This is a genomic window from Bradyrhizobium sp. 17 (assembly GCF_023073515.1).
Lineage (GTDB): Bacteria > Pseudomonadota > Alphaproteobacteria > Rhizobiales > Xanthobacteraceae > Bradyrhizobium > Bradyrhizobium canariense_D.
In genome coordinates this window covers 215,488-241,677 of the sequence record NZ_JADPJQ010000124.1, presented here as the reverse complement: position 1 = coordinate 241,677, position 26,190 = coordinate 215,488, and the positions used below count along the sequence as shown (strand labels likewise).

The 26,190-nt window shown below is 63.7% G+C and carries 29 protein-coding genes; 14 read left to right on the top strand and 15 right to left on the bottom strand.

Features of this window, described 5'->3' with window-relative positions:
• The first annotated feature begins 20 nt into the window (after nt 1-20).
• Together rpsD and IVB13_RS31245 are read left to right on the top strand one after the other, a co-directional pair.
• A complete protein-coding gene (gene rpsD / locus IVB13_RS31250) occupies nt 21-638 on the top strand; it encodes a 30S ribosomal protein S4 (RefSeq protein ID WP_007602315.1) in 618 nt (205 codons plus the stop codon).
• 90 nt (nt 639-728) lie between these two features.
• The gene (locus IVB13_RS31245; RefSeq protein WP_247297275.1) at nt 729-1,796 is read left to right on the top strand and encodes a threonine aldolase family protein; all 1,068 of its coding nucleotides are present in this window, start codon (nt 729-731) and stop codon (nt 1,794-1,796) included.
• Here IVB13_RS31245 and IVB13_RS31240 read toward each other — a convergent pair whose 3' ends face one another.
• From IVB13_RS31240 to grxD, 4 genes are read right to left on the bottom strand one after another with little or no spacing between them, the layout of a single operon-like run.
• Nucleotides 1,797-3,059: a serine hydrolase domain-containing protein gene (locus IVB13_RS31240; RefSeq protein WP_018455539.1), complete on the bottom strand. Its 1,263-nt coding sequence runs from the start codon at nt 3,057-3,059 to the stop codon at nt 1,797-1,799. It abuts the gene before it with no gap.
• Nucleotide 3,060: 1 nt separating this feature from the next.
• Nucleotides 3,061-4,347 carry a serine hydrolase domain-containing protein gene (locus tag IVB13_RS31235; RefSeq protein ID WP_026232971.1) on the bottom strand — a complete coding sequence of 429 codons (1,287 nt, stop codon included), beginning with the start codon at nt 4,345-4,347 and terminating at the stop codon, nt 3,061-3,063.
• A 46-nt stretch (nt 4,348-4,393) separates the two neighbouring features.
• Nucleotides 4,394-4,945 carry an O-acetyl-ADP-ribose deacetylase gene (locus tag IVB13_RS31230; protein ID WP_018455537.1) on the bottom strand — a complete coding sequence of 184 codons (552 nt, stop codon included), beginning with the start codon at nt 4,943-4,945 and terminating at the stop codon, nt 4,394-4,396.
• A 3-nt stretch (nt 4,946-4,948) separates the two neighbouring features.
• The gene (gene grxD, locus IVB13_RS31225) at nt 4,949-5,275 is read right to left on the bottom strand and encodes a Grx4 family monothiol glutaredoxin (RefSeq protein ID WP_007602294.1); all 327 of its coding nucleotides are present in this window, start codon (nt 5,273-5,275) and stop codon (nt 4,949-4,951) included.
• A gap of 240 nt (nt 5,276-5,515) precedes the next feature.
• On the opposite strand from grxD, the gene egtB reads away from it, so the two are divergent.
• On the top strand, nt 5,516-6,808 hold the full coding sequence (gene egtB / locus IVB13_RS31220; RefSeq protein WP_247491203.1) for an ergothioneine biosynthesis protein EgtB: 1,293 nt from the start codon (nt 5,516-5,518) through the stop codon (nt 6,806-6,808).
• A gap of 52 nt (nt 6,809-6,860) precedes the next feature.
• On the top strand, nt 6,861-7,832 hold the full coding sequence (gene egtD, locus IVB13_RS31215; RefSeq protein ID WP_085384329.1) for an L-histidine N(alpha)-methyltransferase: 972 nt from the start codon (nt 6,861-6,863) through the stop codon (nt 7,830-7,832).
• A gap of 25 nt (nt 7,833-7,857) precedes the next feature.
• On the opposite strand, the gene IVB13_RS31210 is transcribed toward egtD, so the two are convergent.
• Entirely contained in the window at nt 7,858-9,051 is a 1,194-nt protein-coding gene (locus IVB13_RS31210) for a low temperature requirement protein A (protein WP_026232969.1), read from the bottom strand.
• Between the two features lie 24 nt (nt 9,052-9,075).
• Nucleotides 9,076-9,312 (bottom strand): BolA family transcriptional regulator, encoded by a 237-nt coding sequence (locus tag IVB13_RS31205; RefSeq protein WP_007602284.1) that lies wholly within the window; start codon nt 9,310-9,312, stop codon nt 9,076-9,078.
• A gap of 210 nt (nt 9,313-9,522) precedes the next feature.
• On the opposite strand from IVB13_RS31205, the gene IVB13_RS31200 reads away from it, so the two are divergent.
• A complete protein-coding gene (locus tag IVB13_RS31200; protein ID WP_018455532.1) occupies nt 9,523-9,882 on the top strand; it encodes a DUF427 domain-containing protein in 360 nt (119 codons plus the stop codon).
• Between the two features lie 187 nt (nt 9,883-10,069).
• Here the strand turns inward: IVB13_RS31200 and IVB13_RS31195 are convergent, their stop codons facing one another.
• Complete coding sequence (locus tag IVB13_RS31195) at nt 10,070-10,243, bottom strand: DUF1328 domain-containing protein (RefSeq protein WP_007602280.1); 174 nt, start codon at nt 10,241-10,243, stop codon at nt 10,070-10,072.
• Nucleotides 10,244-10,433: 190 nt separating this feature from the next.
• Between IVB13_RS31195 and IVB13_RS31190 the strand changes: the two genes are divergently transcribed.
• Nucleotides 10,434-11,612, top strand: a complete 1,179-nt coding sequence (locus IVB13_RS31190; protein ID WP_247491406.1) for an acyltransferase — start codon at nt 10,434-10,436, stop codon at nt 11,610-11,612.
• Between the two features lie 101 nt (nt 11,613-11,713).
• Here IVB13_RS31190 and purL read toward each other — a convergent pair whose 3' ends face one another.
• Nucleotides 11,714-13,924: a phosphoribosylformylglycinamidine synthase subunit PurL gene (purL, locus tag IVB13_RS31185; RefSeq protein WP_247491201.1), complete on the bottom strand. Its 2,211-nt coding sequence runs from the start codon at nt 13,922-13,924 to the stop codon at nt 11,714-11,716.
• Between the two features lie 183 nt (nt 13,925-14,107).
• On the opposite strand from purL, the gene IVB13_RS31180 reads away from it, so the two are divergent.
• Both IVB13_RS31180 and IVB13_RS31175 read left to right on the top strand, forming a co-directional pair.
• Nucleotides 14,108-14,587 (top strand): PaaI family thioesterase, encoded by a 480-nt coding sequence (locus IVB13_RS31180; RefSeq protein WP_085384292.1) that lies wholly within the window; start codon nt 14,108-14,110, stop codon nt 14,585-14,587.
• A 75-nt stretch (nt 14,588-14,662) separates the two neighbouring features.
• Complete coding sequence (locus tag IVB13_RS31175) at nt 14,663-15,619, top strand: DMT family transporter (protein ID WP_247440490.1); 957 nt, start codon at nt 14,663-14,665, stop codon at nt 15,617-15,619.
• A 31-nt stretch (nt 15,620-15,650) separates the two neighbouring features.
• On the opposite strand, the gene IVB13_RS31170 is transcribed toward IVB13_RS31175, so the two are convergent.
• On the bottom strand, nt 15,651-16,247 hold the full coding sequence (locus tag IVB13_RS31170) for a TetR/AcrR family transcriptional regulator (RefSeq protein ID WP_085349363.1): 597 nt from the start codon (nt 16,245-16,247) through the stop codon (nt 15,651-15,653).
• Between the two features lie 153 nt (nt 16,248-16,400).
• Here IVB13_RS31170 and IVB13_RS31165 point away from each other — a divergent pair, with 153 nt between their 5' ends.
• On the top strand, nt 16,401-16,799 hold the full coding sequence (locus IVB13_RS31165) for a RidA family protein (RefSeq protein WP_085396070.1): 399 nt from the start codon (nt 16,401-16,403) through the stop codon (nt 16,797-16,799).
• A 46-nt stretch (nt 16,800-16,845) separates the two neighbouring features.
• Here the strand turns inward: IVB13_RS31165 and IVB13_RS31160 are convergent, their stop codons facing one another.
• Together IVB13_RS31160 and purQ are read right to left on the bottom strand one after the other, a co-directional pair.
• Nucleotides 16,846-17,817, bottom strand: a complete 972-nt coding sequence (locus IVB13_RS31160; RefSeq protein WP_085396068.1) for a tripartite tricarboxylate transporter substrate binding protein BugD — start codon at nt 17,815-17,817, stop codon at nt 16,846-16,848.
• On the bottom strand, nt 17,814-18,515 hold the full coding sequence (gene purQ / locus IVB13_RS31155) for a phosphoribosylformylglycinamidine synthase subunit PurQ (protein ID WP_247491199.1): 702 nt from the start codon (nt 18,513-18,515) through the stop codon (nt 17,814-17,816). Before purQ ends, IVB13_RS31160 begins: the two co-directional genes overlap by 4 nt.
• A 163-nt stretch (nt 18,516-18,678) precedes the next feature.
• Here purQ and IVB13_RS31150 point away from each other — a divergent pair, with 163 nt between their 5' ends.
• A complete protein-coding gene (locus tag IVB13_RS31150) occupies nt 18,679-19,695 on the top strand; it encodes a magnesium and cobalt transport protein CorA (protein WP_018455523.1) in 1,017 nt (338 codons plus the stop codon).
• A gap of 10 nt (nt 19,696-19,705) precedes the next feature.
• On the opposite strand, the gene purS is transcribed toward IVB13_RS31150, so the two are convergent.
• Nucleotides 19,706-19,948 (bottom strand): phosphoribosylformylglycinamidine synthase subunit PurS, encoded by a 243-nt coding sequence (gene purS / locus IVB13_RS31145; RefSeq protein ID WP_247392670.1) that lies wholly within the window; start codon nt 19,946-19,948, stop codon nt 19,706-19,708.
• Nucleotides 19,949-19,960: 12 nt separating this feature from the next.
• Nucleotides 19,961-20,728, bottom strand: coding sequence for a phosphoribosylaminoimidazolesuccinocarboxamide synthase (purC, locus tag IVB13_RS31140; protein ID WP_008974302.1), 768 nt, complete (start codon nt 20,726-20,728; stop codon nt 19,961-19,963).
• Between the two features lie 308 nt (nt 20,729-21,036).
• On the opposite strand from purC, the gene IVB13_RS31135 reads away from it, so the two are divergent.
• Entirely contained in the window at nt 21,037-21,360 is a 324-nt protein-coding gene (locus tag IVB13_RS31135) for a DUF1476 domain-containing protein (RefSeq protein ID WP_007602260.1), read from the top strand.
• Between the two features lie 55 nt (nt 21,361-21,415).
• Here the strand turns inward: IVB13_RS31135 and cynS are convergent, their stop codons facing one another.
• Nucleotides 21,416-21,904: a cyanase gene (gene cynS / locus IVB13_RS31130; protein ID WP_247491197.1), complete on the bottom strand. Its 489-nt coding sequence runs from the start codon at nt 21,902-21,904 to the stop codon at nt 21,416-21,418.
• Between the two features lie 137 nt (nt 21,905-22,041).
• Nucleotides 22,042-23,586, bottom strand: a complete 1,545-nt coding sequence (locus IVB13_RS31125; protein ID WP_247491195.1) for an alpha/beta fold hydrolase — start codon at nt 23,584-23,586, stop codon at nt 22,042-22,044.
• A 147-nt stretch (nt 23,587-23,733) separates the two neighbouring features.
• On the opposite strand from IVB13_RS31125, the gene mddA reads away from it, so the two are divergent.
• The 3 genes from mddA (at nt 23,734) to IVB13_RS31110 (ending at nt 26,182) form a co-directional block, all read left to right on the top strand.
• Entirely contained in the window at nt 23,734-24,534 is an 801-nt protein-coding gene (mddA, locus tag IVB13_RS31120; protein ID WP_247491193.1) for a methanethiol S-methyltransferase, read from the top strand.
• A gap of 134 nt (nt 24,535-24,668) precedes the next feature.
• Nucleotides 24,669-25,208, top strand: a complete 540-nt coding sequence (locus IVB13_RS31115; protein WP_247491191.1) for a helix-turn-helix transcriptional regulator — start codon at nt 24,669-24,671, stop codon at nt 25,206-25,208.
• A complete protein-coding gene (locus IVB13_RS31110) occupies nt 25,205-26,182 on the top strand; it encodes an NADPH:quinone oxidoreductase family protein (protein WP_247491190.1) in 978 nt (325 codons plus the stop codon). Before IVB13_RS31115 ends, IVB13_RS31110 begins: the two co-directional genes overlap by 4 nt.
• Nucleotides 26,183-26,190 lie beyond the last annotated feature (8 nt).

The following is a 26,190-nucleotide window of genomic DNA, read 5'->3' as shown; positions in this document are numbered from 1 at the left end:
AAGTACCTGAAGAGGACGCGATGACTAAGCGCAGTGAGGCGAAGTACAAGCTCGATCGCCGTATGGGCCAGAACATCTGGGGCCGCCCGAAGAGCCCCGTGAACCGCCGCGAATACGGCCCCGGCCAGCACGGCCAACGCCGCAAGGGCAAGCTCTCCGACTTCGGCGTGCAGCTCCGCGCCAAGCAGAAGCTGAAGGGCTATTACGCCAACATCTCCGAGCGTCAGTTCCACAGCATCTATGTCGAGGCCAGCCGCCTCAAGGGTGACACCGGCGAGAACCTGATCGGCTTGCTCGAGCGCCGTCTCGACGCGGTTGTGTACCGCGCCAAGTTCGTCTCGACGATCTTCGCCGCGCGCCAGTTCATCAACCACGGCCACGTCAAGGTGAACGGCCGCAAGGTCAACATCTCGAGCTATCTGGTCAAGCTCGGCGATGTGATCGAGGTCAAGGAATCATCCAAGCAGCTTGCCCACGTCCTCGAAGCCAGCCAGCTCTCCGAGCGTGACACCCCCGACTATCTCGAAGTCGACCATGGCAAGATGACCGCGAAATACATTCGCATCCCGCACCTCTCCGACGTGCCGTTCCCGGTGCAGATGGAGCCGCATCTGGTCGTCGAATTCTATTCGCGCTAAGATCTGAATATCGAAAGGCCCCGGTTCGCCGGGGCCTTTTTTGCTTAAAGAGCCACACTTCAGTGGCCGTTTACCTTCAGGAGGCGTCGCATGCTCTATACCCCTCCCCCGATCGATCCCAAGGCGCCGCCGGTGCGCATCAATCTGCTCTCGGACACGCAGACAAAGCCGACACCTGCGATGCGCGAGGCGATGGCGCGGGCGGAGGTCGGCGACGAGCAGGTCGGCGACGATCCGACCGTGAACGCCCTGTGCGAGCGCGTGGCCGAGCTGCTCGGCAAGGAAGCCGCGGTGTACATGCCGTCAGGCACGATGTGCAACGTCACCGCGACGCTGGTGCATTGCCGCCCCGGCGACGAGATCCTCGCCCATGAGAGCGCCCACATCATCGCGCGCGAAGGCGGCGCGCATGCCGCGATCGGCGGCTTTCAGGTCACGCAGCTGAAGGGACCCGACGGCCAGTTCACGCCGGAGACCTTTCGCAGAGCGCTGCATCCGCGTACCCGCTACCAGCCGCCGCAGACGGTGGTCAGCGTCGAGCAGACCGCCAATATCGGCGGCGGTACGGTCTGGAAGAAGGCCGCGCTCGACGAGATCGTCGCGATCGCGAAACAACATGGCCTCGTCACCCACATGGACGGCGCGCGCCTGCTCAATGCCACAGTTGCGAGCGGCATCTCTCCGCGCGACATGACCGCGGGGTGGGATTCGGCCTGGATCGACTTTTCGAAGGGCTTGGGCGCGCCGATCGGAGGCGTGCTCGCGGGCTCGCGCGCCTTCATCGATGCGGTCTGGCAGTGGAAGCAGCGCCTCGGCGGCTCGATGCGACAGGCCGGAATCTGCGCGGCGGCTTGCATCTACGCGCTCGACCATCATGTCGATCGGCTCGCCGACGATCACGCCAACGCGCGCGCGCTCGCCCGCGGACTGTCGCAGATCGCAGGCATCGAGGTGCAGGAGCCCGAAACCAACCTGGTGTTCTTCAAGCCCGATGGTACCGGCGTTCCCGGCGACAAGATGGTCGCGGCGCTGCGCCAGCGCGGCGTGACGCTTGCGATGATGGACGGCCGCATCCGCGCCTGCACGCATCTCGACGTCAATGCGAGCCAGGTCGAGGAGACGATCGGATATATCCGCGAGATCGTGCGCGGAGCGTAATCACCGCCCCATCGCCTGGTAGATCAGCGTCTTCAGCGCCAGTTGAATCCGGCCGCGCTGCGTCGGGGTCTGCACCATGAAGATCCCGAACAGATCGTCCTCGGGATCGATGAAGAAGAACGTGCCGCCGACGCCGTCCCAGCGATATTCGCCAAGCGGCCACGTTGTTCCAGGAGGCACCGAGATGCGCACGGCGAGGCCGAGGCCGAAGCCGGAAGACCCGCCCGGATAATAGTTCTGGTCGCGCGCGATCTTCGTCTCCGGACCGATATGATCCGAGGCCATCAGCGCAATGGTCTCCGGTTTGAGATAGCGTCGGCCGTCATAGGTGCCGCCATTCAGCAGCATCTGGGCGAAGCGGGCGTAGTCGCCAATCGTACCGACCATGCCGCCGCCGCCCGATTCCCAGGTCGCAGGCCGCCTGATGTCGCGGACCTGCGTCGTCGGATTGATGTTGCGGTCCTCCGGCATCGGCTCGGCGATGCGCGGGAATTTGGCGGGATCGGCGACGAAGAAAGCCGTCTCGGTCATGCCGAGCGGATCGAGCAGCCGCTCCTTCTCGAACTGCAGCAGCGTCTTTCCCGCAATGATTTCGACGACGCGGCCGAGCACGTCGGTGGAATAGCCGTAATCCCACACCGTGCCGGGCTGCTCGACAAGCGGCAGCGTGGCGATCTTGGCGGCGAATTCGGCGTTGGTCAGATCGCTGTTGAAGAGATTGGCGTTCGCATAGAGCTCGCGCACCATGCCGCCGCCGTAATAGCCGTAAGGCAGCCCCGAGGTGTGGCGCAGCAGATCCTTGATCGTGATGGGTCGCTCCAGCGGCTCCAGCACCAGGGCGACTTTGCCGTCCTCGGCCTTCTTCTCGATGCCGACCTTCATGCCGGCGAAGGCCGGAATGTATTTCGAGACGGGATCGTCGAGCGACAGCTTGCCCTCCTCAACCAGCATCATCGCCATGACTGAGGTCACCGGCTTTGACATCGAATAGAGGCGGAAGATCGTGTCCGCGCTCATCGATAACTCGGTCGCGACGTCGCGGACGCCGAAATTCTGATAATAGACCGGCTTGCCGTGCTGCTGAAGCAGCAGGATGGCTCCGGGGATCTTGCCGGTGGCCACCTCGTTGCGGATGTAGTCGGAAACCTTCGCCAGCCCCGCGGGCGCGAGCGTGTGGACCGCAGGTCTCTCGGAACCTGCCTTCGCAACGATGCCGCCGGCGAGAAGGACGAGCGCCGCGATCAATGCGCGGCGCCCGAACATGTCAATTCTCCATCGCTTCATAAACCAGCTGCTTCAATGTTCGCTGCACGCGCTGGCGCTCGGTCGGGGTCTGCTCCAGCAGCACGAAGAACATGTCCTGCTTGGGGTCGACCACGAAATAGCAGCCGGAGGCGCCATCCCATTTCAATTCGCCGAGATCGCCGGGCGGCGGCGGTTTTGCGTTGCCGGGGTCGGTGCGCACCGCAAGTCCGAGACCGAAACCAAAACCGTCACCGGGGAAATAAAAATAATCGCGATCGACGCCCGACTTGAGGCCGATCTGGTCAGTCACCATCAGCTTGAACGTCTCGGGCTTGAGAATGGTCTTGCCGTCGAGATTGCCGCCCTGTAGCAGCATCTGCGTAAAGCGCTCATAATCGGCCATGGTCGTGACCATACCGCCGCTGGCGAACTGGATCTTCTTGACGACTGTCGGATCGTTGATCCGCCCGACCCGGAAATCGCTGTCGTTCGGCACCGGCTGCGCCAGCAGCTTCTGCTTCTCGGGATCGGTGACGAAGAAGCCGGTGTCGACCATGCCGAGCGGGTCGAGCAGCTTCTCCCGTTCGATCTCGATGAGCGGCTTGCCGGCCGCGACTTCCATGACCCGCGCCAGGATGTCGGTGGAATGGCCGTATTGCCACAGCGCGCCCGGCTGGTTGTGCAGCGGCAGTTTTGCGATGCGCTCGGCGAACTCCGCGAGGTCGAAATCGCCGGCATAGATGTTGGCGTCGCGATAGGCCTTGCGGACCAGGCTGTCGCCATAGAAGCCGTAGGTGACGCCGGAGGTGTGCGTCATCAAATCGTGCACCGTCATCGGCCGGTTGGGCGGCACGAGCTCGAGCGACTTGGTGCCGTCCTCGGCCTTCTTCTCGACGCCGACTTTCACATTGGCGAAGGAGGGAATGTATTTCGAGACGGGATCGTCGAGCTTGATCGTACCTTCCTCGATCAACTTCACTGCAACGACGGAAGTGATCGCCTTGCTCATCGAGAACAGGCGGAAGATCGTCTTGTCGGTGATCGGCGCCTTGCTGACGGCGTCCTGCACGCCGAAGACTTCGTGGTAGACGGGCTTGCCATGTTGCTTGATGAGGACGTTTGCCCCTGCGATCTTGCCGGTCGCGACCTCGTTCTTGAAGAACTCGGTGATCCTCGCGAGCTTGTCCGGATTGAAATGCGCGCCGGCCGGAATCTCGTAGGTGCCCTCCGCCCGCGCGAACGACATCGTACCTAACGATACAAGCGCGGCGCAGACAAGCGCGCGCAGTCCAGACTGTGAAATCATATCCCCTCCCCGGAACATGGCCCGGCGGAGTGTACCGACCACGTCATCAGGCACAAGGGCCGCCGTACCGCGCCAAAGCGTCCGCGTGCAGAGCCGCGCTCTTTTCCGAGAAACAGCAAAATATGACGTCGACGACCAACGGCGCGGCCGGCAGGGCCTCAATGGTCGCATGGACCGCAATCTTCGCGGCCTGGTCGGCTGGAAAGCCGTAAACCCCGGTCGAAATCGCGGAGAACGCCACGGAGGTCAGCTGATTGGCCCCGCAGAGCTCAAGCGCACGGCGATAACAGGAGCCCAGCGCCTCTGCCTCACCGCGAGTGCCGCCGTGCCAGACCGGACCGACTGCATGGATGACATGACGCGCAGGGAGAAGGTAGCCCTTCGTGATCTTGGCATCGCCGGTCGGGCATCCTCCGAGCTTCCGGCACGCGGCTAGAAGCTCGGGCCCGGCCGCCCGATGGATCGCGCCATCCACGCCGCCCCCACCCAGGAGCGACGTGTTGGCCGCGTTGACGATGGCGTCAACGCTCAGCGTGGTGATGTCAGCAACGATGACCTTGAGCTCCGCGCCGCCGATCCGGCGCGTCAGCTGGGTCACGTATCAGGCCGCGACAGCGACGCCCTTTTCGGAGAAGAGCTGCTGCAATTCACCGGCTTGGAACATCTCGCGGACAATGTCGCAGCCGCCGACGAACTCGCCCTTCACATAGAGCTGCGGAATGGTCGGCCAGTTCGAATAGTCCTTGATGCCGTTGCGCAGTTCGGCGGATTCGAGAACGTTGAGGCCCTTATAGCCGACGCCGATGTGGTCGAGGATCTGGACGACCTGGCCGGAGAACCCGCACTGCGGAAATTGCGGTGTGCCCTTCATGAACAGAACCACGTCGTTCGACTTCACTTCGTTGGCGATGAATTCCTCGATGCTCATATCCGTGTCCTTATGGGGCGGAGCCCACTCCAATTGCTTCGGGCTGGCTCCGCCGATCTAACCCGATACCTGGGTATATATGTAGCCCAAACCGTTGTGCATCCAAAGTAAAATGGCGGCGAGCTGCCTCTTGTGGACCGCTCTCGGCTGCACCGGCCCATTGCATGATGCCACGAATATCATCGTCAGGGAGGACTTTCATACCGTCACGGAGCCCCTATCTAGGACGAACCCGGCGTTTTGGAACCCGTCCACACCAACAACGTTCTCTTGTCCTGTCTGGAGAAAAACGTGACGAAACAAGCCTCCGCTCCGGCCCCCGCTCCGTCACTGTCGGTCGATTTGGGCGGCCTTGCCCAGAGGCTGGAAGACGCGTTTCTCGCCGTTCGCGACGAGACGGAGCGCCGGGCCGCGCCACTGTCGCCGGAGGACCAGCAGATCCAGTCCATGCCGGATGCGAGCCCGACGAAATGGCACAGGGCGCACACCACGTGGTTCTGGGAGCAGTTCGTGCTCGGCGAGCACTGTGCGGGCTACCGGCCCTTTCACCCTGACTTCGCCTTCCTGTTCAATTCCTATTACGTCAGCGCCGGTCCGCGCCATTCCCGCAATCACCGCGGCGACATCACCCGTCCGAGCGCCGATCAGGTCGGCGCTTATCGAAAACATGTCGACGCTGCCGTCGTGAAATTCTTCCGCGACGCCGGCGAGGACAAGCTTCGCGAGATCGCGCCGCTGGTCGAGGTCGGCCTCAATCACGAGCAGCAACATCAGGAATTGATGTTCACCGACATCCTGCACGCCTTCGCGCAGAACCCGATCCCGCCGGCCTATGATCCGGAGTGGCGCTTCCCGGCCGCGACGCCGGCCAGCGAGGATTGGCTGACGCTGAACGAAGGCATCCACACCGTCGGTCACGTCGATGATAGTTTTCATTTCGACAACGAGAAGCCGGCGCACCGCGCCCTCGTCGGCCCGGTCAAGCTCGCACGCAATCTCGTCACCAATCGCGAATGGCTCGCCTTCATGCGTGACGGGGGCTACCGGACCGCAACGCTGTGGCTGATGGACGGTTTTGCGGCCGTGAACAACGAGGGCTGGGACTGCCCCGGTCATTGGCGCGAGATCGACGGCCAATGGCATGTGATGACGCTGGCCGGCCTCAAGCCGGTCGATCCCGACGCGCCCGTCTGCCACGTCAGCTATTACGAGGCTGACGCCTTTGCGCGCTGGGCCGGAAAACATCTGCCGACCGAGATGGAATGGGAGGTCGCGGCCCGCTCGGGCCAGCTCAACGATGCCTTCGGCATCGTCTGGCAGTGGACGCGATCGTCCTACTCGCCCTATCCCGGCTATCGCGCGATCGAAGGCGCGCTCGGCGAATACAACGGCAAGTTCATGGTCAACCAGCTGGTGCTGCGCGGCTCTTCGCTTGCAACTCCGGAGGGGCACAGCCGTATCACCTATCGCAACTTCTTCTATCCGCACCACCGCTGGCAATTCACGGGACTGCGGCTCGCCGACTACGAGTAAAATTCTCATCCGACGACAAATGCGCGCCGGACAGCGCGTTCAGGAGAGTATCATGAATGTGCACGCTAGCGCCTTGGCCGAAGCCCATCTTCCCGACGAACAGACCACCGCCTTTGCCCGCGAGGCCATCGAGGACCTGTCGCAGCAGCCTAAAAAGCTGTCGCCGAAATATTTCTACGATGCGGCCGGATCTGAATTGTTCGAGGCCATCACGCGGCTGCCGGAATATTACCCGACGCGCACGGAGCTAGCGATCCTGAAGGAGCGCGGCAGCGAGATCGCGAAAATCATTCCGGAGCACGCGGCCCTCGTCGAATTCGGCGCAGGCGCGACCACAAAGGTCCGCCTGCTGCTCAACCACTGCAAGTTCGCGGCCTATGTGCCCGTCGACATCTCCGGCGACTTCCTGACGGCGCAGGCAAACGGACTGAAGCGGGATTTTCCGTCACTCGGCATCTACCCGGTGGCGGCCGACTTCACCACGCCGTTCGAGCTGCCCAAGGCGGTGGCGACCATGCCCAAGGTCGGGTTCTTCCCAGGCTCGACCATCGGCAATTTCGAACCGCATGAAGCGCAGGCCTTCCTGAAGAGCGCACGCGCCATTCTGGGCCGCGGCGCGCAGATGATCATCGGCGCCGATCTCGAGAAGGAGGAGCGCCTGCTCCACGACGCCTATAACGATGCCGCCGGCGTCACCGCTCGCTTCAATCTCAATGTGCTGGTGCGGATCAACCGCGAGCTCGGCGGCAATTTCGACCTTTCCGCCTTCACCCATCGCGCGATCTACAATCGCGAGCGGCACCGCATCGAGATGCACCTGATCAGCAAGAAGAGCCAGACCGTGCGCCTGCTCGGCACCAGCTTTTCGTTCCGCGCCGGCGAGAGCATCCACACCGAGAACAGCTACAAATACAGCATCGAGCGCTTCGCGACGCTGGCGCAAGGCGCGGGTTGGCGGGTGCGCGAGAGCTGGACGGATGCGGCGAAGATGTTCTCAGTGCACGCGCTGGAGGTGGCGGAGTAAGCGCTCCGGCGCCAATGGCGGCGGCTCAATGCTCCTCGGCTTCTTCCGGCGTCGATCCCAGCGAAACCGACTCCCATACCGCAACAACGATCATGATCACCGTCGCGGCGACCGACAGCCATAGCGGCGACAGTTCGGCGGCAAACCACCACAGTGCCGCGAGCGCGATGATGCCAATCCCGTGCGAGAGCTGGAGGAAGCCGCGGATCGCGTGCTTGAACAGGATGGTGCCGACCAGGAACAGCAGCGGCCCGCCGATCGTGCTCACGATGATCCTGACATCTGAATGCCCCACCGGATGCTTCAGCACGAGTTCGTCGGAGACCGCGGTCAGGATGATGCCGGCGACGATCGGCATATGCAGGTAGGTGTAGGCGAGCCGCGCCAAGCGGCCGGATTCGGCGGATCTCGAGATGCGCTCGGCTCCGGCCTCGGCGCCCTTGTGGAAATAGACCCACCACATCGCGATGCTGCCGACCAGCGCGGAGACGAAGGCCGAAATGTTGTCAGCGGTCCAGTCAAGCTCGGCAAACGTCGCACCGTTGACGACAACGGCCTCGCCAAGCGCGATGATGACGAACAGCGAGCAGCGCTCGGCCATGTGGCCGCCTTCGACGGCCCAGGCCTCGACCGACGAGAAGCCCAGCTTGGGGATCCAGAAGCGCACCGCCGGCGAGACATATTCGATCGTCAGCGCCACAATCCAGAACCATAGCCGCGCCTCGTCATGGGCGAGGCCGCCGAGGATCCAGAAGATCGCGGAGACCGAGAGCCACGTCAGGATGCGGATCGCATTGTGCCGGACCGCAGTTCGATGCCGCGGCGTTGCAAACATCCAGAAGGCGGTGCGCCCGACCTGCATCGTTGCGTAAGCGATCGCAAACCACAGGCCCCGCCCCTCGAAGGCGGTCGGGATCGTCGTCGACAGCACGAGGCCGCCCAGCATCATCAGGAAGAGCAGGATCCGGACCGGCGTCAGCTCGGGATCGAGCCAGTTGGTGACCCAGGCGGTGTAGACCCACACCCACCATACCGCGAGAAACAGCACCGCGACGTGCACGGCACCGAGCGGCGTGAAATGGTGCAGCAGTGTGTGCGAGACCTGCGTGATCGCGAAAACGAAGACCAGGTCGAAGAACAGCTCGGCATTGGTGACGCGGCTGTGCTGGTTTGGCAGGATGACGCGAAACATCGCGCCGCGCGGATTGTCCGCAGCCATCGTCATCCCCCCGTCACGATCAGATCAAGCGCCCGGCACCCCGGTTTGCAGCGCCAGCGCATGCAGCACGCCGCCCATTTGGCCGCGGAGGGACTGATAGACGATCTGGTGCTGCTGGACGCGGGACTTGCCGCGGAAGGTCTCCGAGATCACGGTCGCGGCATAGTGATCGCCGTCCCCGGCGAGGTCACGGATGGTCACCTCGGCATCGGGGATCGCCGCCTTGATCATCGCCTCGATATCGTGGGCGTCCATTGGCATTCGGGTCGTGCTCCTGTCTCGGCTGCAATCAGTCTTGTCGTCGAATCGCTGCCGGGGTCCGGTTCTACAAAGCCAACCTTCCGGCGCGGCCAAACTTAGCGTGAACGGCCTTCTACGTCACGCCTTCCGGCACTATATCGGTGATCCGATCTGGATAAAGCCACGACAAAGTGCCGCGCGCGGCAGAGTGATCGAAAAAGGCGTGAAATCATGAAGCTTCCAGGGCCCGACCACCCCATCACCATCACCCCAAATCCCCGGCGCGTCCGCGTCACAGCCGGCGATATCGTGATCGCCGAGACCACCAAAGCGCTGACGCTGAAAGAGGCGAAATATCCGGCGGTGCAATATGTGCCGCGGCAGGACGCCAACATGGCGCTGCTAGAGCGCACCGACCGCGTCACCCACTGCCCCTACAAGGGGGATGCGAGCTATTACAGCGTCAAGGCGGACGGCAAGACACTGGACAACGCGATCTGGACCTATGAGGCCCCCTTTCCCGCGATGACCGAGATTTCGGGCCATCTCGCCTTCTATCCGGACAAGGTGAAGATCGAGGAATTGGGGTAGCTGCTTCCGTCATGGCCGGGCTCGTCCCGGCCATCCACGTTTTTGGGCAATCGCGGATACAGAACAACGTCGATGCCCGGGACCCGGCTCCGCCGAGGCTTCGCCGGGCTATAGGTGTTGGGCCGGCGAAGCTTCAGCGAAGACGGCAAGCCCGGGCATGACGACTGTGTGCGTGGGCAGCGCCCCGCTACGCCCTGAATATCGTCAGCCCCAGGATCAGCAGCACCAGGAAGATCGCGACGAACACGTAGAACAGGAAGCGGGCGATGTCGGCGGAGGCGGCCGAGATGCCGGTGAAGCCGAGCACGCCGGCTACGATCGAGACAAGTAAGAAGATCAGTGCCCATTTCAGGATCGTCATCGCCAGCTCCGAAATTGTACCGCCCGCCGCGGTCCTCAAGCCCTTTTGGCGAACGCTAACTTCGTCGCAGGGAACTGGTTCCTAGCGGTCTCAGGGACCTGCGGGCGTCCCAAACGACCCTTGCTGAATCCGGTTCCCGGCGGCAAAGTCCGGGCGGGACAGAAGCGCGACCGGGGCGGCCACGATGACGATGTCACATTCAGCGACGATCGGGGCAGAGGCGCACGCGGCGCCGAGGGCCAAGGCGCGCAATCTGTCGCTCGATCGCGCCCGCACCTTCCTGACGCTGGTGGTGCTGCTGCACCACGCCGTGATTCCCTACACCTATTTCGGGCACACCGATCCGGCGTCCTGGGCCGGTTTCGACGTGGTCGTGCTGGCCACCGACAGCTTCTTCATGGCAATGTTCTTCTTCCTGTCGGGACTGTTCACCTGGCCCGGCATCGCGCGCAAGGCGCCGTCAGTTTTTCTCCGCGACCGCCTGTTGCGGCTCGGGCTGCCGTTCGCGATCGCGGCGTTCACCGTCATCCCGCTCGCCTATTACGCGATCGCGCTGCGGCACGATCCCGGGCTGAGCTTCACGGCGTTCTGGTGGAAGACGATCACGGTTGGCCCGTGGCCGAGCGGCCCGATCTGGTTCGTGTGGGTGCTGCTGGCATTCGACCTGACCGCGAGCCTGCTCTACCGGGTCTCCGCGCATCTGGTCGACCCGGGCAACCGCGTGTCGCTGCGCGGATTCGACCAGCCGGCCGTATTCTGGCTGCTGCTCGTCGTCGTCACGGCAATCGCCTACGTGCCGGCGCTGCTCTATTTCGGCGGCAGCAAATGGTTCGAGCTCGGGCCGTTCTCAGTGCAGGCGAGCCGCATCCTGCTCTACTTCGCCTATTTCTTCATCGGCGTCAGCGTTGGAGCGGCGAACTTCGATCGCGGCATTCTCAGCGCCGGCGGGCAGTTGCCGAAACAGCGCTGGCTGTGGGTGATCGCCACGCTGATCCCCTACTGCCTGATGTGGGGCATGATCTACATCAAGCGCGAGATCCTCGGTAATCCCGACCCGCAGCCGCACTGGTACCAGGCGATCTACGGCACGTTCTTCGTGCTGTTCTCAGGCTCGATCCTGCTCGCGATTCTCGCGTTCTTCCTACACCAGAAGTCGCCGGGCCCGAACCTGCTCGACCGCATGCAAGCGGATGCCTACGGCATCTTCCTGGTGCACTACCCGATCGCGTTGTGGATCCAGTACGCGCTGTTCGACTACAGCCTGCCGGCGATCGTGAAAGCCACGATCGGCTTCGTGCTCACGGTGGTCCTGAGCTGGGTTCTGACGGCGGCCTTACGGAAGATTCCGGGGGCCTCGCACGTGTTGTGAGGCGCGATACCCGTAGCCCGGATGAGCGTAGCGATATCCGGGAAACCTCACGACAAAGACCCGGATATCGCTTCGCTCATCCGGGCTACCGGTTCAGCCCCTCAGGCCGCCTTGCCGCCCATATACTCCGGCAGCCAGCGCTCGAACGAGGTCCGCAGCGCCTCGATCGTTACAGGCGCTTCGCCCGCGATCGCGACGGCAGCGCCGCCGGTGGTGCCGATCCGCACGCAGGGCACTTCGCAGCCGCGCATCTTGGCGAGCACGCGGCCGGCTTCCGCTTCAGGCACGGTGACGAGATAGCGCGCCTGGTCCTCGCCGAACCAATAGGCCTGAGGCACCAAGGAGGTCGGCGCCGCGAGCAGTTTGGCGCCGATGCCGCTCGCCATCGCCATCTCGGCCAACGCGATCAGCAGGCCACCGTCGGAGAGATCGTGCACGGCGGTCGCGGTGCCCGCATGGATCATGCCGCGCACGCAGTCGCCGTTGCGCTTCTCAGCCGCGAGGTCGACCGGCGGCGGCGCGCCCTCCTCGCGACCGCAGATGTCGCGCAGGTAAACGGACTGGCCGAGCCAGCCATGGGTCTCGCCGATCAAGAGGATCGCCTCGCCTTCGGCCTTGAAGGCGAGTGACGCCGACTTGGTGAAATCATCGAGCAGGCCGACGCCGCCGATCGAGGGCGTCGGCAAGATCGCGCGGCCGTTGGTCTCGTTGTAGAGCGAGACGTTGCCGGACACGACCGGGAAGTCGAGCGTGCGGCAGGCTTCCGAGATGCCCTTCAGGCAGCCGACGAACTGGCCCATGATCTCGGGCCGCTCAGGATTGCCGAAATTGAGATTGTCGGTGATCGCAAGCGGCTTGCCGCCAACCGCGGTGATGTTGCGCCAGGCTTCCGCCACCGCCTGCTTGCCGCCTTCAAACGGATCAGCCTCGCAATAGCGCGGCGTCACGTCGACGGTCAGTGCCAAGCCCTTCGGGCCGTCCTGCACGCGCACAACCGCGGCATCGCCGCCGGGACGCTGCATGGTGTTGCCGAGAATCACGTGGTCGTACTGCTCCCAGACCCAGCGCTTGCTGCACATATCGGGCGTTCCGATCAGCTTTTCGAGCGCGGCACCGAGACCCATCGGCGCCGCCACCTCGCGCGCATGCACGACCGGCAGCGCGGCGGAGGGGACATGCGGGCGATCATAGAGCGGCGCCTCGTCGCCGAGCTCCTTGATCGGCAAATCGGCCATGACGTCACCGCCATGCTTGACCACGAAGCGCTTGCTCGGCGTGGTGTAGCCGACCACGGCGAAATCGAGGCCCCACTTCTTGAAGATCGCCTCGGCCTCTTTCTCCTTCTCGGGCTTGAGCACCATGAGCATGCGCTCCTGGCTCTCCGAGAGCATCATCTCGTAGGCGCTCATGCCGATCTCGCGCGTCGGCACCGCGTCGAGATCGAGATCGACGCCGAGGTCGCCCTTGGCGCCCATCTCCACCGCCGAACAGGTCAGGCCCGCCGCGCCCATGTCCTGGATCGCGATGACGCAGCCCTTCTCCATGATCTCGAGACAAGCCTCTAACAGCAGCTTTTCGGCAAAGGGATCGCCGACCTGCACGGTCGGACGCTTCTCTTCGGACTTGTCGTCGAACTCGGCCGAGGCCATCGAGGCGCCGTGGATGCCGTCGCGGCCGGTCTTGGAGCCGAGATAGACGATCGGCATGTTCACGCCGGAGGCGGCGGCATAGAAGATCTTGTCGGTATCGGCGAGGCCGACCGCCATCGCGTTGACGAGAATGTTGCCGTCATAGCGGGTGTGGAAACGGACCTGGCCGCCGACCGTCGGCACGCCGAACGAGTTGCCGTAGCCGCCGACGCCAGCGACGACACCGGAGACGAGATGCCGCGTCCTGGCATGCTCCGGTGCGCCAAAGCTCAGCGCGTTGAGGCAGGCGATCGGCCGCGCGCCCATGGTGAAAACGTCGCGCAAGATGCCACCGACACCGGTGGTCGCGCCCTGGTAAGGCTCGATGTAGCTCGGGTGGTTGTGGCTCTCCATCTTGAAGACCACGGCCTGGCCGTCGCCGATGTCGATCACGCCGGCATTCTCGCCCGGGCCCTGGATCACCCAGGGCGCCTTGGTCGGCAAGCCCTTGAGATGGAGGCGCGAGGATTTGTACGAGCAGTGCTCGTTCCACATCGCCGAGAAGATGCCGAGCTCGGTGAAGGTCGGCTCCCGCCCGATCAGCTTGAGAATGCGCTCATACTCGTCGGGCTTGAGCCCGTGGGCGGCAATCAGCTCGGGGGTGATCTTGGGTTCGTTCTTCATGGAATTTGGGCTTTCGACAGCGGTTGGCCGTTCTTAGGAACATCGGACGGCTTGGAAAAGCCCTTTATGGCGCATTTTCCCGCTGTCCCACGTTTTGCGGCCGGGGGCTGCGGGAACAGGAATTGCACAGCGCGGACAGATCGGATTTAAGGACAAAAGACCCGCAATTGAAGGCCCATTTCCTTGCATGAATTGACCAAAGCGCCCCCGCCTCGCCGCCCCGACCTCCACGTCGCCACCGATGGGGAATTCCAGGGCTGGCGAACCTGGATTCGTGACAGTTTTGAGAGCCATATCGGCCCGTTCTGGCACAAGATCGAGGACGACGGCAGCGTCCGCTCGGCGTTCCGGGTCGAGAAAAAGCACCTCAACGGCTCCGGAAACGTCCATGGCGGCTGCTTCATGGCGTTTGCCGACTATTGCCTGTTCGCGATCGCCACCCACGAACTGGATGGGCCGGCGGTGACCACCAATTTCGCCTGCGACTTCCTCGACGCGGCGCGCGAAGGCGAGTTGATCGAATGCGTCGGCGAGGTCTCCCGCGCCGGCGGCTCGCTGATCTTCCTGCGCGGCAAGCTGATATCGGGCGGGCGGCCTCTCTTCACCTTCTCCGGTACGATCAAGCGGGTGAAGCGGAAGCCGGCACCGCAGCCAAACGCATAGCTCGCCGCCTTCCCTTTTGGCGCCCCCTCGCCCAGACTTGTGTCCAGCGCTGTCGCGCCGGGGAGCAACATCAAGGTGCCGCAGAGCACATCGCCGACGGGGCGGGCCACAGTCTCGCAATTGCCGTCCATGCCCGCCACAGGCGCGCGCAACTGGCGCGACTATGCGCTGCTGTTCGCGCTGGCCTGCTGCTGGAGTTCAACCTATCCGTTGGCGAAGCTCGCGCTGGATACGATCCCGCCCGTGACCTTCATCTCGGCGCGCTCGCTGATCGCGGCCGCCTTCCTGTTCGCGATCCTGTGGATGCGCGGCGTCAGGATCCCGACCGACGCCAAGGCGTGGAAGTTGTTCGCGACCCAGCAATTGATCAACTCGACCTTTCCGTTCCTGATCATCACCTGGTCGCAGCAATATGTGCCGGCGTCGAACACGGTGGTGCTGGCCTCGACCACGCCGATCTTCGCCTTCCTGATCACCTCCCTGATCACGCGTCACGAGCCGGCAACGCTGTTGAAGCTCTTGGGCGCGCTCCTCGGCCTCGCCGGCACCATCGTCATCGTGGGCCTGGATGCGCTGCGCGGCTTCGGCAGCGAGATCGTGGCGGAGATCGCTATCCTGCTCGCCACCATCTCGTTCGCCTGCGCCACGATCTTCGGCCTGCGGCTGTCCGAATACGATCCGATGGTGGTGGCAGCCGGCTCGCTGCTGTTCGGCGGCCTCGTGCTGCTGCCGCCTTCGATGATCGTCGACCAGCCCTGGACGCTGCACCCGACACCGACCGCGATCATAGCCACCATCGTCATGGGCATCGTGTCCAGCGCCCTGGGGCTGATGCTGTTCTACATGTGCCTGGGACGGCTCGGCACGCTGACGACGAACGCACAAGGCTATTTGCGTATCCCGATTGGCGTCGGCCTCTCCGTGCTGCTGCTCGGCGAGAGCGTGCCCTCGAACCTGGCGCTGGGACTGGTGCTGGTCATGGCGGGCGTCGCCGCGATGACGGTGCCGACGGAGCGGTTGAAGCTGCGGTGACCCGCTGCTTCCGCCGTTCGGCACGAGGCACTCAATGCGGCTTGCGCAACAATCCGCTCGCCAACGCTTGGAAGGCGTCAACGGCCTTGGTCAGGACGCCTGGCGGATCGTCGGCTGCGGCGACCCACAGCGCTGCGCTCAGCGCAGCCCCGTTCAGCAAGCGTCCCGCCGCTTCGACATCGACGGGCTTCACAATCCCCTGTTCGATCAGCGACCGAATGGTTCGCATGGTAATCTCAAGACAGGCATTCTCGCCGGGCCACTTGGATGGATCACCGAGCACGGCCGGTCCATCCAGAAGCATGACGCGCTGAATTTCAGGATCGAGCGCCATCTCGATATAGGCGGTCCCCTCTGCAAGCAGTCCTTGCCACAAGCTCGGCGCTTGCTCGCGGGCCGTGCGGAGCCGTTCCGCCATTTCGCTGTCGATCTGCTCAACGACGGCCCAGAGCAGCCCCTTCTTGTCTTCGAAGTTGTGATACAGCGCGCCCCGCGTCAGTCCGACGGAAGCAGTCAGCTCGTCCATCGACGCGGCTGCATAGCCTTGAGTGGCAAACGCCCTGCGCGCGGCCCGGATGAGCTTGGCCCGACTTTCCGCCATCGCCTCGGCGCGCTTCCCCTTCGCCATGCTTCCCAACTCCATTTGCCGACTCTATTGACATACGGTCCGTATGTGATCCATATTCCACATACGCTACGTATATGAACAGCTCGTGGAAATCCAGTGGCAGGCCCTGCCCACCACAGCTGCGACCGCCATCCATCAATCAAGGATCCAGACATGCCCAAGCGCGACGCAATCTTCCCGGCCGGCCGCCACGCCCTCTATGAAGCGCACCGCTATTCGGCCGCGATCCGGTCCGGCGACCTGCTCTTCGTCTCCGGGCAGGTTGGAAGTCGCGAGGACGGCTCGCCCGAACCGGTGTTTGAGGACCAGGTCCGACGCGCGTTTGCCAATCTGCGTGCCGTTCTCGCAGCGGCCGGATGCACGCTGGACGATGTGGTGGACGTCACCACGTTCCATACCGATCCGGCCACGCAGATCGAGAAGGTGATGGCAATTCGCGCTGCGGAGATCGGGCAGGCACCCTATCCGAACTGGACGGCAGTCGGAGTGAATTGGCTTGCCGGGTTCGACTTCGAGATCAAGGTGATCGCCCGCATTCCTGCTGCGGGGTAAAGCGTTCTCGGTGGCGATGATGCCAACGCTCAGGAGTCTCGCGTTATTACTTGGCGTCGTCGGCCAGCATCTTGCGGTACTTCTCGACGTCGCGCGTCACGAGCTTTTGCAGCACCTCGGGCGTGTGCTCGTCGGGATCGGGGGCAACGGTCGAGAGGTCGGCGAACCGTTTCTTCACCGCGCTGGTTTCCACGGCCGTACGCGCGGCGGCATTCAGCTTGGCAATGACCGCCGGCGGAGTACCCTTGGGCGCGAACAGACCATTCCAGCCCTGTGCCTCGAATTCGGGCAGGCCGGCTTCGGCCGACGTCGGCAGATCCGGCAGGGTCGCGAGCCGCACGGTCGAGCCGACCACGAGCCCGCGCGCCAGCTTCTCGTTGATCGACTGCGAGACGGAGGCTGCCGCATCGCAGACGCCGTCGATCTGGCCGCCGATCGCATCGGTGAGCGCGGGGGCGGCGCCGCGATAGCCGACCAGCGTCGCGTCGATCCCGGCGGCTGTGACGAAGCTCTTGCAGATCAGGTAGTTCGAAGAGCCGACGCCGGCATGGCCGAGATTGATCTTACCGGGATTGGCCTTGGCGTAGGCGATGAATTCTTTCAGGTCCTTTGCCGGAAAATCCTTGCGCACGGCGATGATGCCGAACGTCTTCGCCACCATGGCGATCGGCACGAAGGAGTCCGGCGTGAACGGCAGCTTTGGATAGATCGTATAGGTCGCGGCGTTGGTGCCGGCATTGCCGATCGCAACGGTGTAGCCGTCGGGCTCGGCGCGGGAGGCGCGCGCCAGTGCGGTCGATCCGCCGGCGCCGGCGACATTCTCGATCACGATGGTCTGGCCGAGCGCGATGCCCATCTGCTCGGCAACCGTGCGCGCGATCACGTCGGACGTGCCGCCGGCCGCGAACGGCACGATCATGGTGACGGGACGCTTGGGGAAATCCTGTGCGAACGCGGCCGTCGCGAACGCAACGACGGCGACAGCGGCCGGCAGCCGCTTCAGCACGAACGCAATCACGCGGCTTTTTCCAGATGCGCGGTGAGGCCGGCGAACAGGCCGCGACCGTCGGTGCAGCCCATGATGTCTTCGACGTGGTTTTCCGGATGCGGCATCATGCCGAGCACGTTGCCCTTGTCGTTGACGATGCCGGCGATGGATTGCGCGGCGCCGTTGATGTTGCTGATATCGTCGATCGCGCCGTCAGCCGAGCAATAGCGGTAAAGGACGCGACCCTCGCCTTCGAGCCGCTTGATGGTCTCCGCGTCCGCCGCATAATTGCCCTCGCCATGCGCGATGGGCACGCGGATCACCTGCCCGGCATTGTAGCCGCGCGTGAATGGCGTGTCGGAGCGCTCCACGCGCAGATGCACGTCGTGGCAGATGAATCTCAGCCGCGCATTGCGCATCAGGACGCCAGGCAAGAGGCCGGACTCGCAGAGGATCTGAAAACCGTTGCAGACGCCGAGCACGAGGCCGCCCTTGGCCGCATAGTCGCGCACCGCGTCCATCACCGGCGCCCGCGCCGCAATCGCGCCGCAGCGCAGATAATCGCCATAGGAGAACCCGCCGGGCACCACCACGAGGTCGGTGCCATCAGGCAGCGACGTCTCGGCATGCCACACCATCGCGGGCTCGCTGCCCGAGATCAGCCTCAAGGCACGCGCCATGTCGCGCTCGCGGTTGATTCCGGGAAAGACGAGGATGGCGGCTTTCATGGCAGAGGTTCCGAACGAAGATTGAATGGGGCTGGCACGGCTGCCAAATCGTGAGCAGACATATCCATTTGACGGGGATTTTACCAGTGCTAGCCTCGGCCGCGAGCGTTGTGCACAGGCCATAGCCCGCCATCGGCCGATCGATTCGCCCGGGATTAAAGCCATGAATGTCCCCTCGCTGCCCGCATCCCTCTCCGAGCCGGTGTCCACCGAGGGCGTGATCGCCGCCGGTGCCTATGTCGACGGCCGGCGCGTCGCCAATATTGCCATCAGCGAGGCCTCGAGCTGGCGGGCGAAGCCCGGCCACGTGGTCTGGATCGGGCTGCACGAGCCCGACATGGCGCTGCTCAGCGCGGTGCAGAAGCAGTTCGACCTGCACGAGCTTGCCATCGAGGACGCCAACCACGCCCATCAGAGACCGAAGATCGAGCAATATGGCGAGGCCCTGTTCATCGTGGCGCGAACCGCGCAACTGATCGAGGGCCGGATCGCCTTCGGCGAGACGCACATCTTCGTTGGCGAAGGCTATCTGGTCTCGGTGCGCCACGGCGCGTCGACATCCTACACGCCGGTGCGCGAACGTTGCGAAAGCTGCCCGCGAGCGCTCGCGCGCGGCGAGGACTACATCCTCTACGCCATCCTCGATTTCATCGTCGACAACTACTCGCCCGTGCTCGAGAGCATTCACGAAGAGGTCGAGAGCATCGAGGACGACGTGCTCTCCAAGGCGATCAGCAAGGCGCAGATCGAGCGGCTCTATATGCTGCGCCGCGACCTCTTGCGGCTCAGGACCGCGATCGGGCCGCTGGTGGAGGTCTGCCGCCGTCTGGAGCACGACGAGCTTGCGATGGTGCGCGCGACGATGCAGCCGCTGTTCCGCGACGTCACCGACCACGTCCGCAACATCCAGGAGCGGATCGATTCCATGCGCGAGGTGCTGGCCTTCGCCTTCGAAGCGAGCCTGCTGGTCGGCCAGGCCCAGGAGACGGCGGTCTCCAAGAAACTTGCCTCCTGGCTCGCGATCATCGCGATCCCGACCGCGCTTGCCGGCATCTACGGCATGAACTTCAAGCACATGCCGGAGCTGGACTGGGAGTACGGCTATTACACGCTGCTCGGCGTGATGCTGACGGCTTGCGGCGCGCTGTATTGGCGTTTTCGTCGGGTCGGATGGCTGTGAGCCATCCCGTTCACCCGATCAGCTCGACCCGATAATTCTCGATCACGGTGTTCGCCAGCAGCTTGTCGGCGGCGTCCTTCAACGCCGCCTCCGCCTTGGCCTTGTCCGCGCCGGCGAGCTCGATGTCGAACACCTTGCCTTGGCGAACGCTGGCGATGCCGTCGACGCCGAGCGACTTCAACGCACCCTCGATCGCCTTACCCTGCGGATCGAGGATGCCCGTTTTCAACGTAACGGTGACACGTGCCTTCACGTCAGATCCCTCTTAGCTCTTCACCAGCACCGGGCCTGAGCCCGCCGGACGCTCGTTCTCCATGAGAATGCCGAGACGCTTGGCGACTTCGGTATAGGCCTCGAGCAGCCCACCGAGATCCCTGCGGAAACGGTCCTTGTCGAGCTTCTCGTTCGACTTGATGTCCCACAGGCGGCAGCTATCCGGCGAGATCTCGTCGGCGACGATGATCCGCATCATCTCGTTCTCGAACAGCCGGCCGCACTCCATCTTGAAGTCGACGAGGCGGATGCCGATGCCGAGGAAGAGACCGGTGAGGAAGTCGTTGACACGGATGGCAAGTGCCATGATGTCGTCGATCTCCTGCGGTGTCGCCCACCCGAAAGCGGTGATGTGCTCTTCCGACACCATGGGGTCGTTGAGCTGGTCGTTCTTGTAGTAGAACTCGATGATCGAACGGGGCAGCTGCGTGCCCTCCTCGATGCCGAGGCGCTGCGACAGCGAGCCGGCGGCAACGTTCCGCACCACCACTTCCAGCGGCACGATCTCGACTTCGCGGATCAACTGCTCGCGCATGTTGAGGCGGCGGATGAAATGAGTCGGCACCCCGATGTCGTTGAGGTGCTGAAACAGGTACTCCGAGATCCGGTTGTTGAGGACACCCTTGCCCTCGATCACCTGATGCTTTTTCGCATTGAACGCGGTGGCGTCATCCTTGAAGTGCTGGATCAGGGTACCGGGCTCCGGGCCTTCGTAAAGAACCTTTGCCTTGCCTTCATAAATGCGACGCCGACGGCTCATGGGGATGTACCGTGTTTTGTTGAAATCCATGTATTTGGTGTGCTCCGGTTGACGAGACTACGACCCACAGCGGAGCTGCCGTGAACGGCCCGGACCCCTAGAAACAGAACGGGAACCCAGCCTGAGGCAACCTATCCGATTGGCTGTCCCAGCACAATCGATCCGGCCGTCCGGCATCAAACTTATACCGCCTTGCCTGCGGCTTAACGGCTCGTTGTTTTGCCGATTCCTGCCCCCTATCTAGGCATGCACCGGGGCTCTCGCAACGAGGGCCAGCCGGGTCCAGTCAGCAGGGAATTGGAAAAGGCATGAGCACGTTGGACAAGCGCGAGGAAGGCTTCGAGAAGAAGTTTGCCCTCGACGAGGAGCAGAAATTCAAGGCGGAAGCCCGCCGCAACCGGCTGCTCGGTCTGTGGGCGGCCGAAAAGCTCGGCATTACCGGCGATGCCGCCACGGCCTATGCCAAGGAGGTGGTCGCGGCCGATTTCGAGGAAGCCGGTGACGCCGACGTCCTGCGCAAGGTCATGGCCGACTTCGCCGCCAAGAACGTCGCCATCACCGAACAGGCGATTCGGGCCAAGATGAACGAGCTGATCGCGGTGGCGGCGGCCGAGGTGAAGGCCGGGAAATAAGGCGAAGCATCATTCCGGGGCCACGTCTGCGACGCGCCCCCGGAATGCCAACCAGCTATCCCTCCTTGAACCCATATTCCGGCACGTTGCCGCTGGCGCCGTAATATTTGTACGGCAGGAATTTGCCGCTCATCGTGAACTTGACGCGGTCGCCCTTCGGGTTCGCCACGCGTTCGATCGCCATGTCGAAGTCGATCGCGGACATGATGCCGTCGCCGAACTCCTCCTCGATCAGCGCCTTCCAGGCCGGGCCGTTGACCATCACCATCTCGTAAAATCGGTAGATCAGCGGGTCGGTCGGCGGCATCGGCGTGCCGGTGCCGCGCATCGGCACTTCGTTCAGCATGGCGGTCTCCGCCTTCGACAGGCCGAACAACTCGCCGGCGTTGGCCGCCTGCGGCTTCGTCAGTTTCATCTGGCCGAGGATCGCGCCTGTTATCAGCACCTCGGAATAGCCGCCGATCTTTTCGCAGATATAATTCCAGCTCCAGCCCTTCTCGCGCTTGATGTCGAGCAGCTTCTCGGTGAGGTCTTCGCGTTTCATGTCAGGGTCTCCTTGGCTAAGACTATGTCGCGCCGGCTCATTTCCTCGAGGCAGCGGATAGACGCGACGCTTTTTTGTGCCACTTTGGCAGGCACGAAACGTGCCAATGACCGAGGCTCGGATTTACGTGCCTCGCCTCATCGCCTCGGCAATCCTTCCGTAAATCCCCTGATCGCATCGAGCACCGGCCTCTGATCACCCGCGAAGAACCAGTGATCGTTGCCGTCGAGCTCGACGAATTGCGCACCTTTGATCCGGCTCGCCACATCGCGGCCGGCCGCGATCCGTACGGCCTTGTCGTCACGACGATGCAGCACCAGTGTCGGCATGGCAATTTGCGGCAAAAGCTGCCGCACGTCGGCGTCGCGAAACGCCTCGAGCACGGCCGAGATGCCGCCGGGACTGGAGGCCGCGCGCAATAGCCCCGCCCACCAGGCGCGGGCCTGGGGATCGCCGGCAAGGCTGGGTGCGAAGGTCTCAATCCCCACCGGACCTCCCCATTGTGCGATGAGGTGCTTGCTCCAGGCGTCGTACTGGCTGGCGCGCAACGCGTGCGGATAATCCTGCGACCAGCAGCCCTTGGCCAATGCACCGAACAGGATGAGTCCGGCCACGAGACGCGGCTCGTCGACGGCGAATTTGATGCAGGCCGGTCCGCACTCGGATGCGCCGAACAGCACGACGCGGCGCGCATCCGCGGCGCGCAGCACGGTGCCGATATCCTCCGCGGTGACGTCGATATCAGGCGCCGACCCAACCCGGTCGGACAACCCGATCCCGCGACGATCGAACACGATCAGACGCCCCAGCTTCGTCAGTGAGGCCAGAAAGGTTCGGCTCGCCGGATGCTCCCAGGCGCGTTCCACATGCGATACGAAGCCGGGCATGACCAGGATGTCGAGCGGACCGCTGCCATAGGTCTGATACGCCAGATGCACACCGGCGCCCTTGACGTAGCGCGTCGCTGGTACGGAGTGTGCCGCCACAGGACTCATCAACGCCGCGGTCTCGGCTTCCGGCGTAACACCAAGCTCGTCACGCAGCCGCTGCCTCAGTGCCGCATGGTGCCGCTCTGCCGCGCTGCGGTCGCCCGCCAGCAGCAGGCTGCGGATCAGATGCCGGCCATAGACCTCGCTCAAAGGATCGAGCTCGGCCAGACGGGTCGCATGCGTGGCCGCGGCGAAGTAGTCTCCGGCAGCGGTCTTGTCCTGCACCAGACGCTCCAGCGCGTGCATCAGCCGTCCCCGCAGCGCCTCGCGGCGGAAGAACGCCCAGTCGTCGAATTCCGGACAATCCTCTGGCGAGAAGCCTGCGAGGAAATCTCCCCGATAAATCTGGCAGGCCTCGTCAAAGTCACCGCGATCGCAGGCGCTCTCGAACAGATGTGCATCGACCTGCAGCGCGGCTGCCGGAGACCATCGCAGACTGGTCCGATCGGTCTCGAACACTTGCTGGCCGAGCGTCAGCTCGATGCGGTGAAGCAGCCGCCGCAATCGCGCAAGCCCGGTCTCGCGCTCGGCCTCGGGCCACAGCAGCGTGGCCAGGACGTCCCGGGCCACAGCACCCTTGGCCTCCGCGAGATAGACCAGCAGCGCCAGGCCCTTGCGCAAGGCCAACTTGATCGGGCGGCCGTCGGCGTGGACCTCAGGGAACCCGAATGTCCCCAGCGAGAAAGTCGTCATGAAAGTCCTCCCTCCCCTTGCGGCGCCCCGGGGGACGCACAGGGGACGGTCCAGCAATAGCAGTCGGGGCAGATCGAGCCTGCTCGCCAGCGAGCAATTCAGGCTCCTGCATGCGGCACGGCTGCACCAGGCACAATAGGAAAAAACATGATCTCGCGCTTCCTGATCTTGCTCTACGCGATCGTGAGCTACGTCATCTTCACGGTCTCATTTCTCTATGCGCTCGGTTTCGTCGGCAATTATGTCGTGCCCAAGTCGATCGACATGTCGATCGATAAGTCGATCGATGTCGGCAACCCCACGGACCTGAGCTTCGCCATCGTCGTCAACCTGCTGCTGATGAGCCTGTTTGCGATCCAGCACAGCGTCATGGCGCGCCCGGCCTTTAAGCGATGGTCGGCCAAATTCCTTCCCCTCGCCTGCCAGCGCAGCACCTATGTGCTGCTCTCCAGCCTGATCTTGTTGCTGCTGTTCTGGCAGTGGCGTCCGATCCCGACGCCGGTCTGGCAAGCGAGCGGAATAGCGGCCTGGTTGCTGATCGGCGTGCATTGGCTTGGCTGGCTCATCGCGTTCGCCTCGACCCACATGATCGATCATTTCGATCTGTTCGGCCTCCGCCAGGCCTTCGTCGCGTTCCGCGGGAGCGCGATACCAGGTCAATCGTTCAGGACGCCGCTGCTCTACAAGATCGTGCGCCATCCCATCATGCTCGGCTTTCTGCTCGCGTTCTGGGCCACGCCCGAGATGACTGTTGGCCACCTCCTGTTTGCGCTCGCAAACACCGCCTACATCCTGGCCGCGCTTCAGTTCGAGGAGCGCGACCTGATCGCCGAGTTCGGCGCGACCTACCAGGATTATCGCCGGCGCGTTCCCATGCTGCTGCCCCGTCTTTTCGGTCGTCGGCGGGAAGATCGCCAGCCGCCTCGGCCCGCTGGAGCGTCGCAATGAATACAATATCAGCTATTCCCCGGATGTCGGCGGAGGCCGCCACGTTTGCCGATACGCTCGATGGGCTTGACGTCGGTCTTTGTCTCGTTGACGCGGAGGCGCGTCTCATTCACGCCAATACTGCCGGGCAGGACATGATCGAAGCGCGCGACATCCTGCACGAAATCCGCGGGCACCTCGCGGCTTGCGATCCGACGATCAACCGGACCCTGCAGCATTTCTTCGCCGCCGCCGGGAAGGAAAACGCGTTCCTCGGCGCCGACGGGATCGCGGTGCCGATGATCGGGCGGGATGGGAAGCGCCACGTCGCCCATGCTCTGCCGTTGACTTCCGGCGCACGCCGACGTGGGGGTGTCGCCTACAGCGCCGTCGCAGCGCTGTTCGTCCGCAGGGCGGCGCTGATGCTACCGTCTCGTTCCGAAGTGATCGGCAAGGCATTCAAACTGACGCCGACCGAGTTGCGTGTGATGCTCGCGATCGTCGAACTCGGCGGCGTTCCCGAAGTGGCGGCGGCACTCGGCGTCGCCAATACGACGATCAAGACGCATGTCCGGCGCCTGTTTGAAAAGACCGGTGCAGCGCGACAGGCAGATTTCGTCAAGCTTGTCGCGGGATATGCGACGCCGTTACGCAAACCTGCCGAATGCAGACAATCCGTTGGAGCGACACGATGAGAGCAATTCTATGCAGCTCATTCACTGGCCCCGCCGATTTGCGCCTCGGCGATATCGACGAGCCGAAGCCGGCCCGCGACGAGATCCTGATCGACGTCCATGCGGCCTCCGTCAGTTTCATGGACCAGTTGGTGGTCTCGGGTCTCTATCAGATGCGGCCGCCGACGCCCTTCGTGCCCGGCACGGAAGCATCCGGTGTCGTCGTCGCCGTCGGCGACAAGGTCACGGGATTCGCGCCCGGTGACCGCGTGGCGTGCAGCGCCTGGACCGGCGATTACGCCGAACGGATGATAGCGAAGGAATCGAAAACCGTGCGACTGCCGGATGGCGTCGCATTCGAAGCCGCGGCGACGGTGCTGCACAATTACGGCACGGCCTATTATGCGCTGGTCGAGCGGGCCCGGGCGCAGCGCGACGAAACGCTGTTCGTCACCGGTGCGGCCGGCGGAGTTGGCCTTGCCGCGGTCGACCTTGGCCGCCACCTGGGCCTGCGCGTCGTCGCCGGTATCGGCTCCGATGACAAGGCGAACCTGGTGCGCGCCTACGGTGCCAGCGAGGTCATCAACTATCGCACGGAGAATCTGCGCGACCGGATCAAGGCGATCACCGGTGGCGAAGGGATCGATATCGGCTTCGACAATGTCGGCGGCGCGATATTCGAGCAGATGGCCCGGTCGATGAAGTGGGGCGGACGGCTGATGCCGATCGGCTTCACCAGCGGCGAAATTCCACAGCTCCCGATGAACCTCCCGCTGCTGAAGAACTATTCCATCCTCGGCGTCTTCGTCGGCGTCTGGGCGGAGAAATTCTCAGCTGAAGCCGCCCGTATGAACGCCACGCTGATGCAACTGCTGGCCGGCGGAAAAATCCGCCCGCACATCGATCGCGTCCTCCCTTTGGAGGATGCCAGCGACGCCATGCGTGCCGTGGCCAACCGAACGGTTCAGGGGCGAATTGTCCTAAAGATCAGGTAAAGTACACC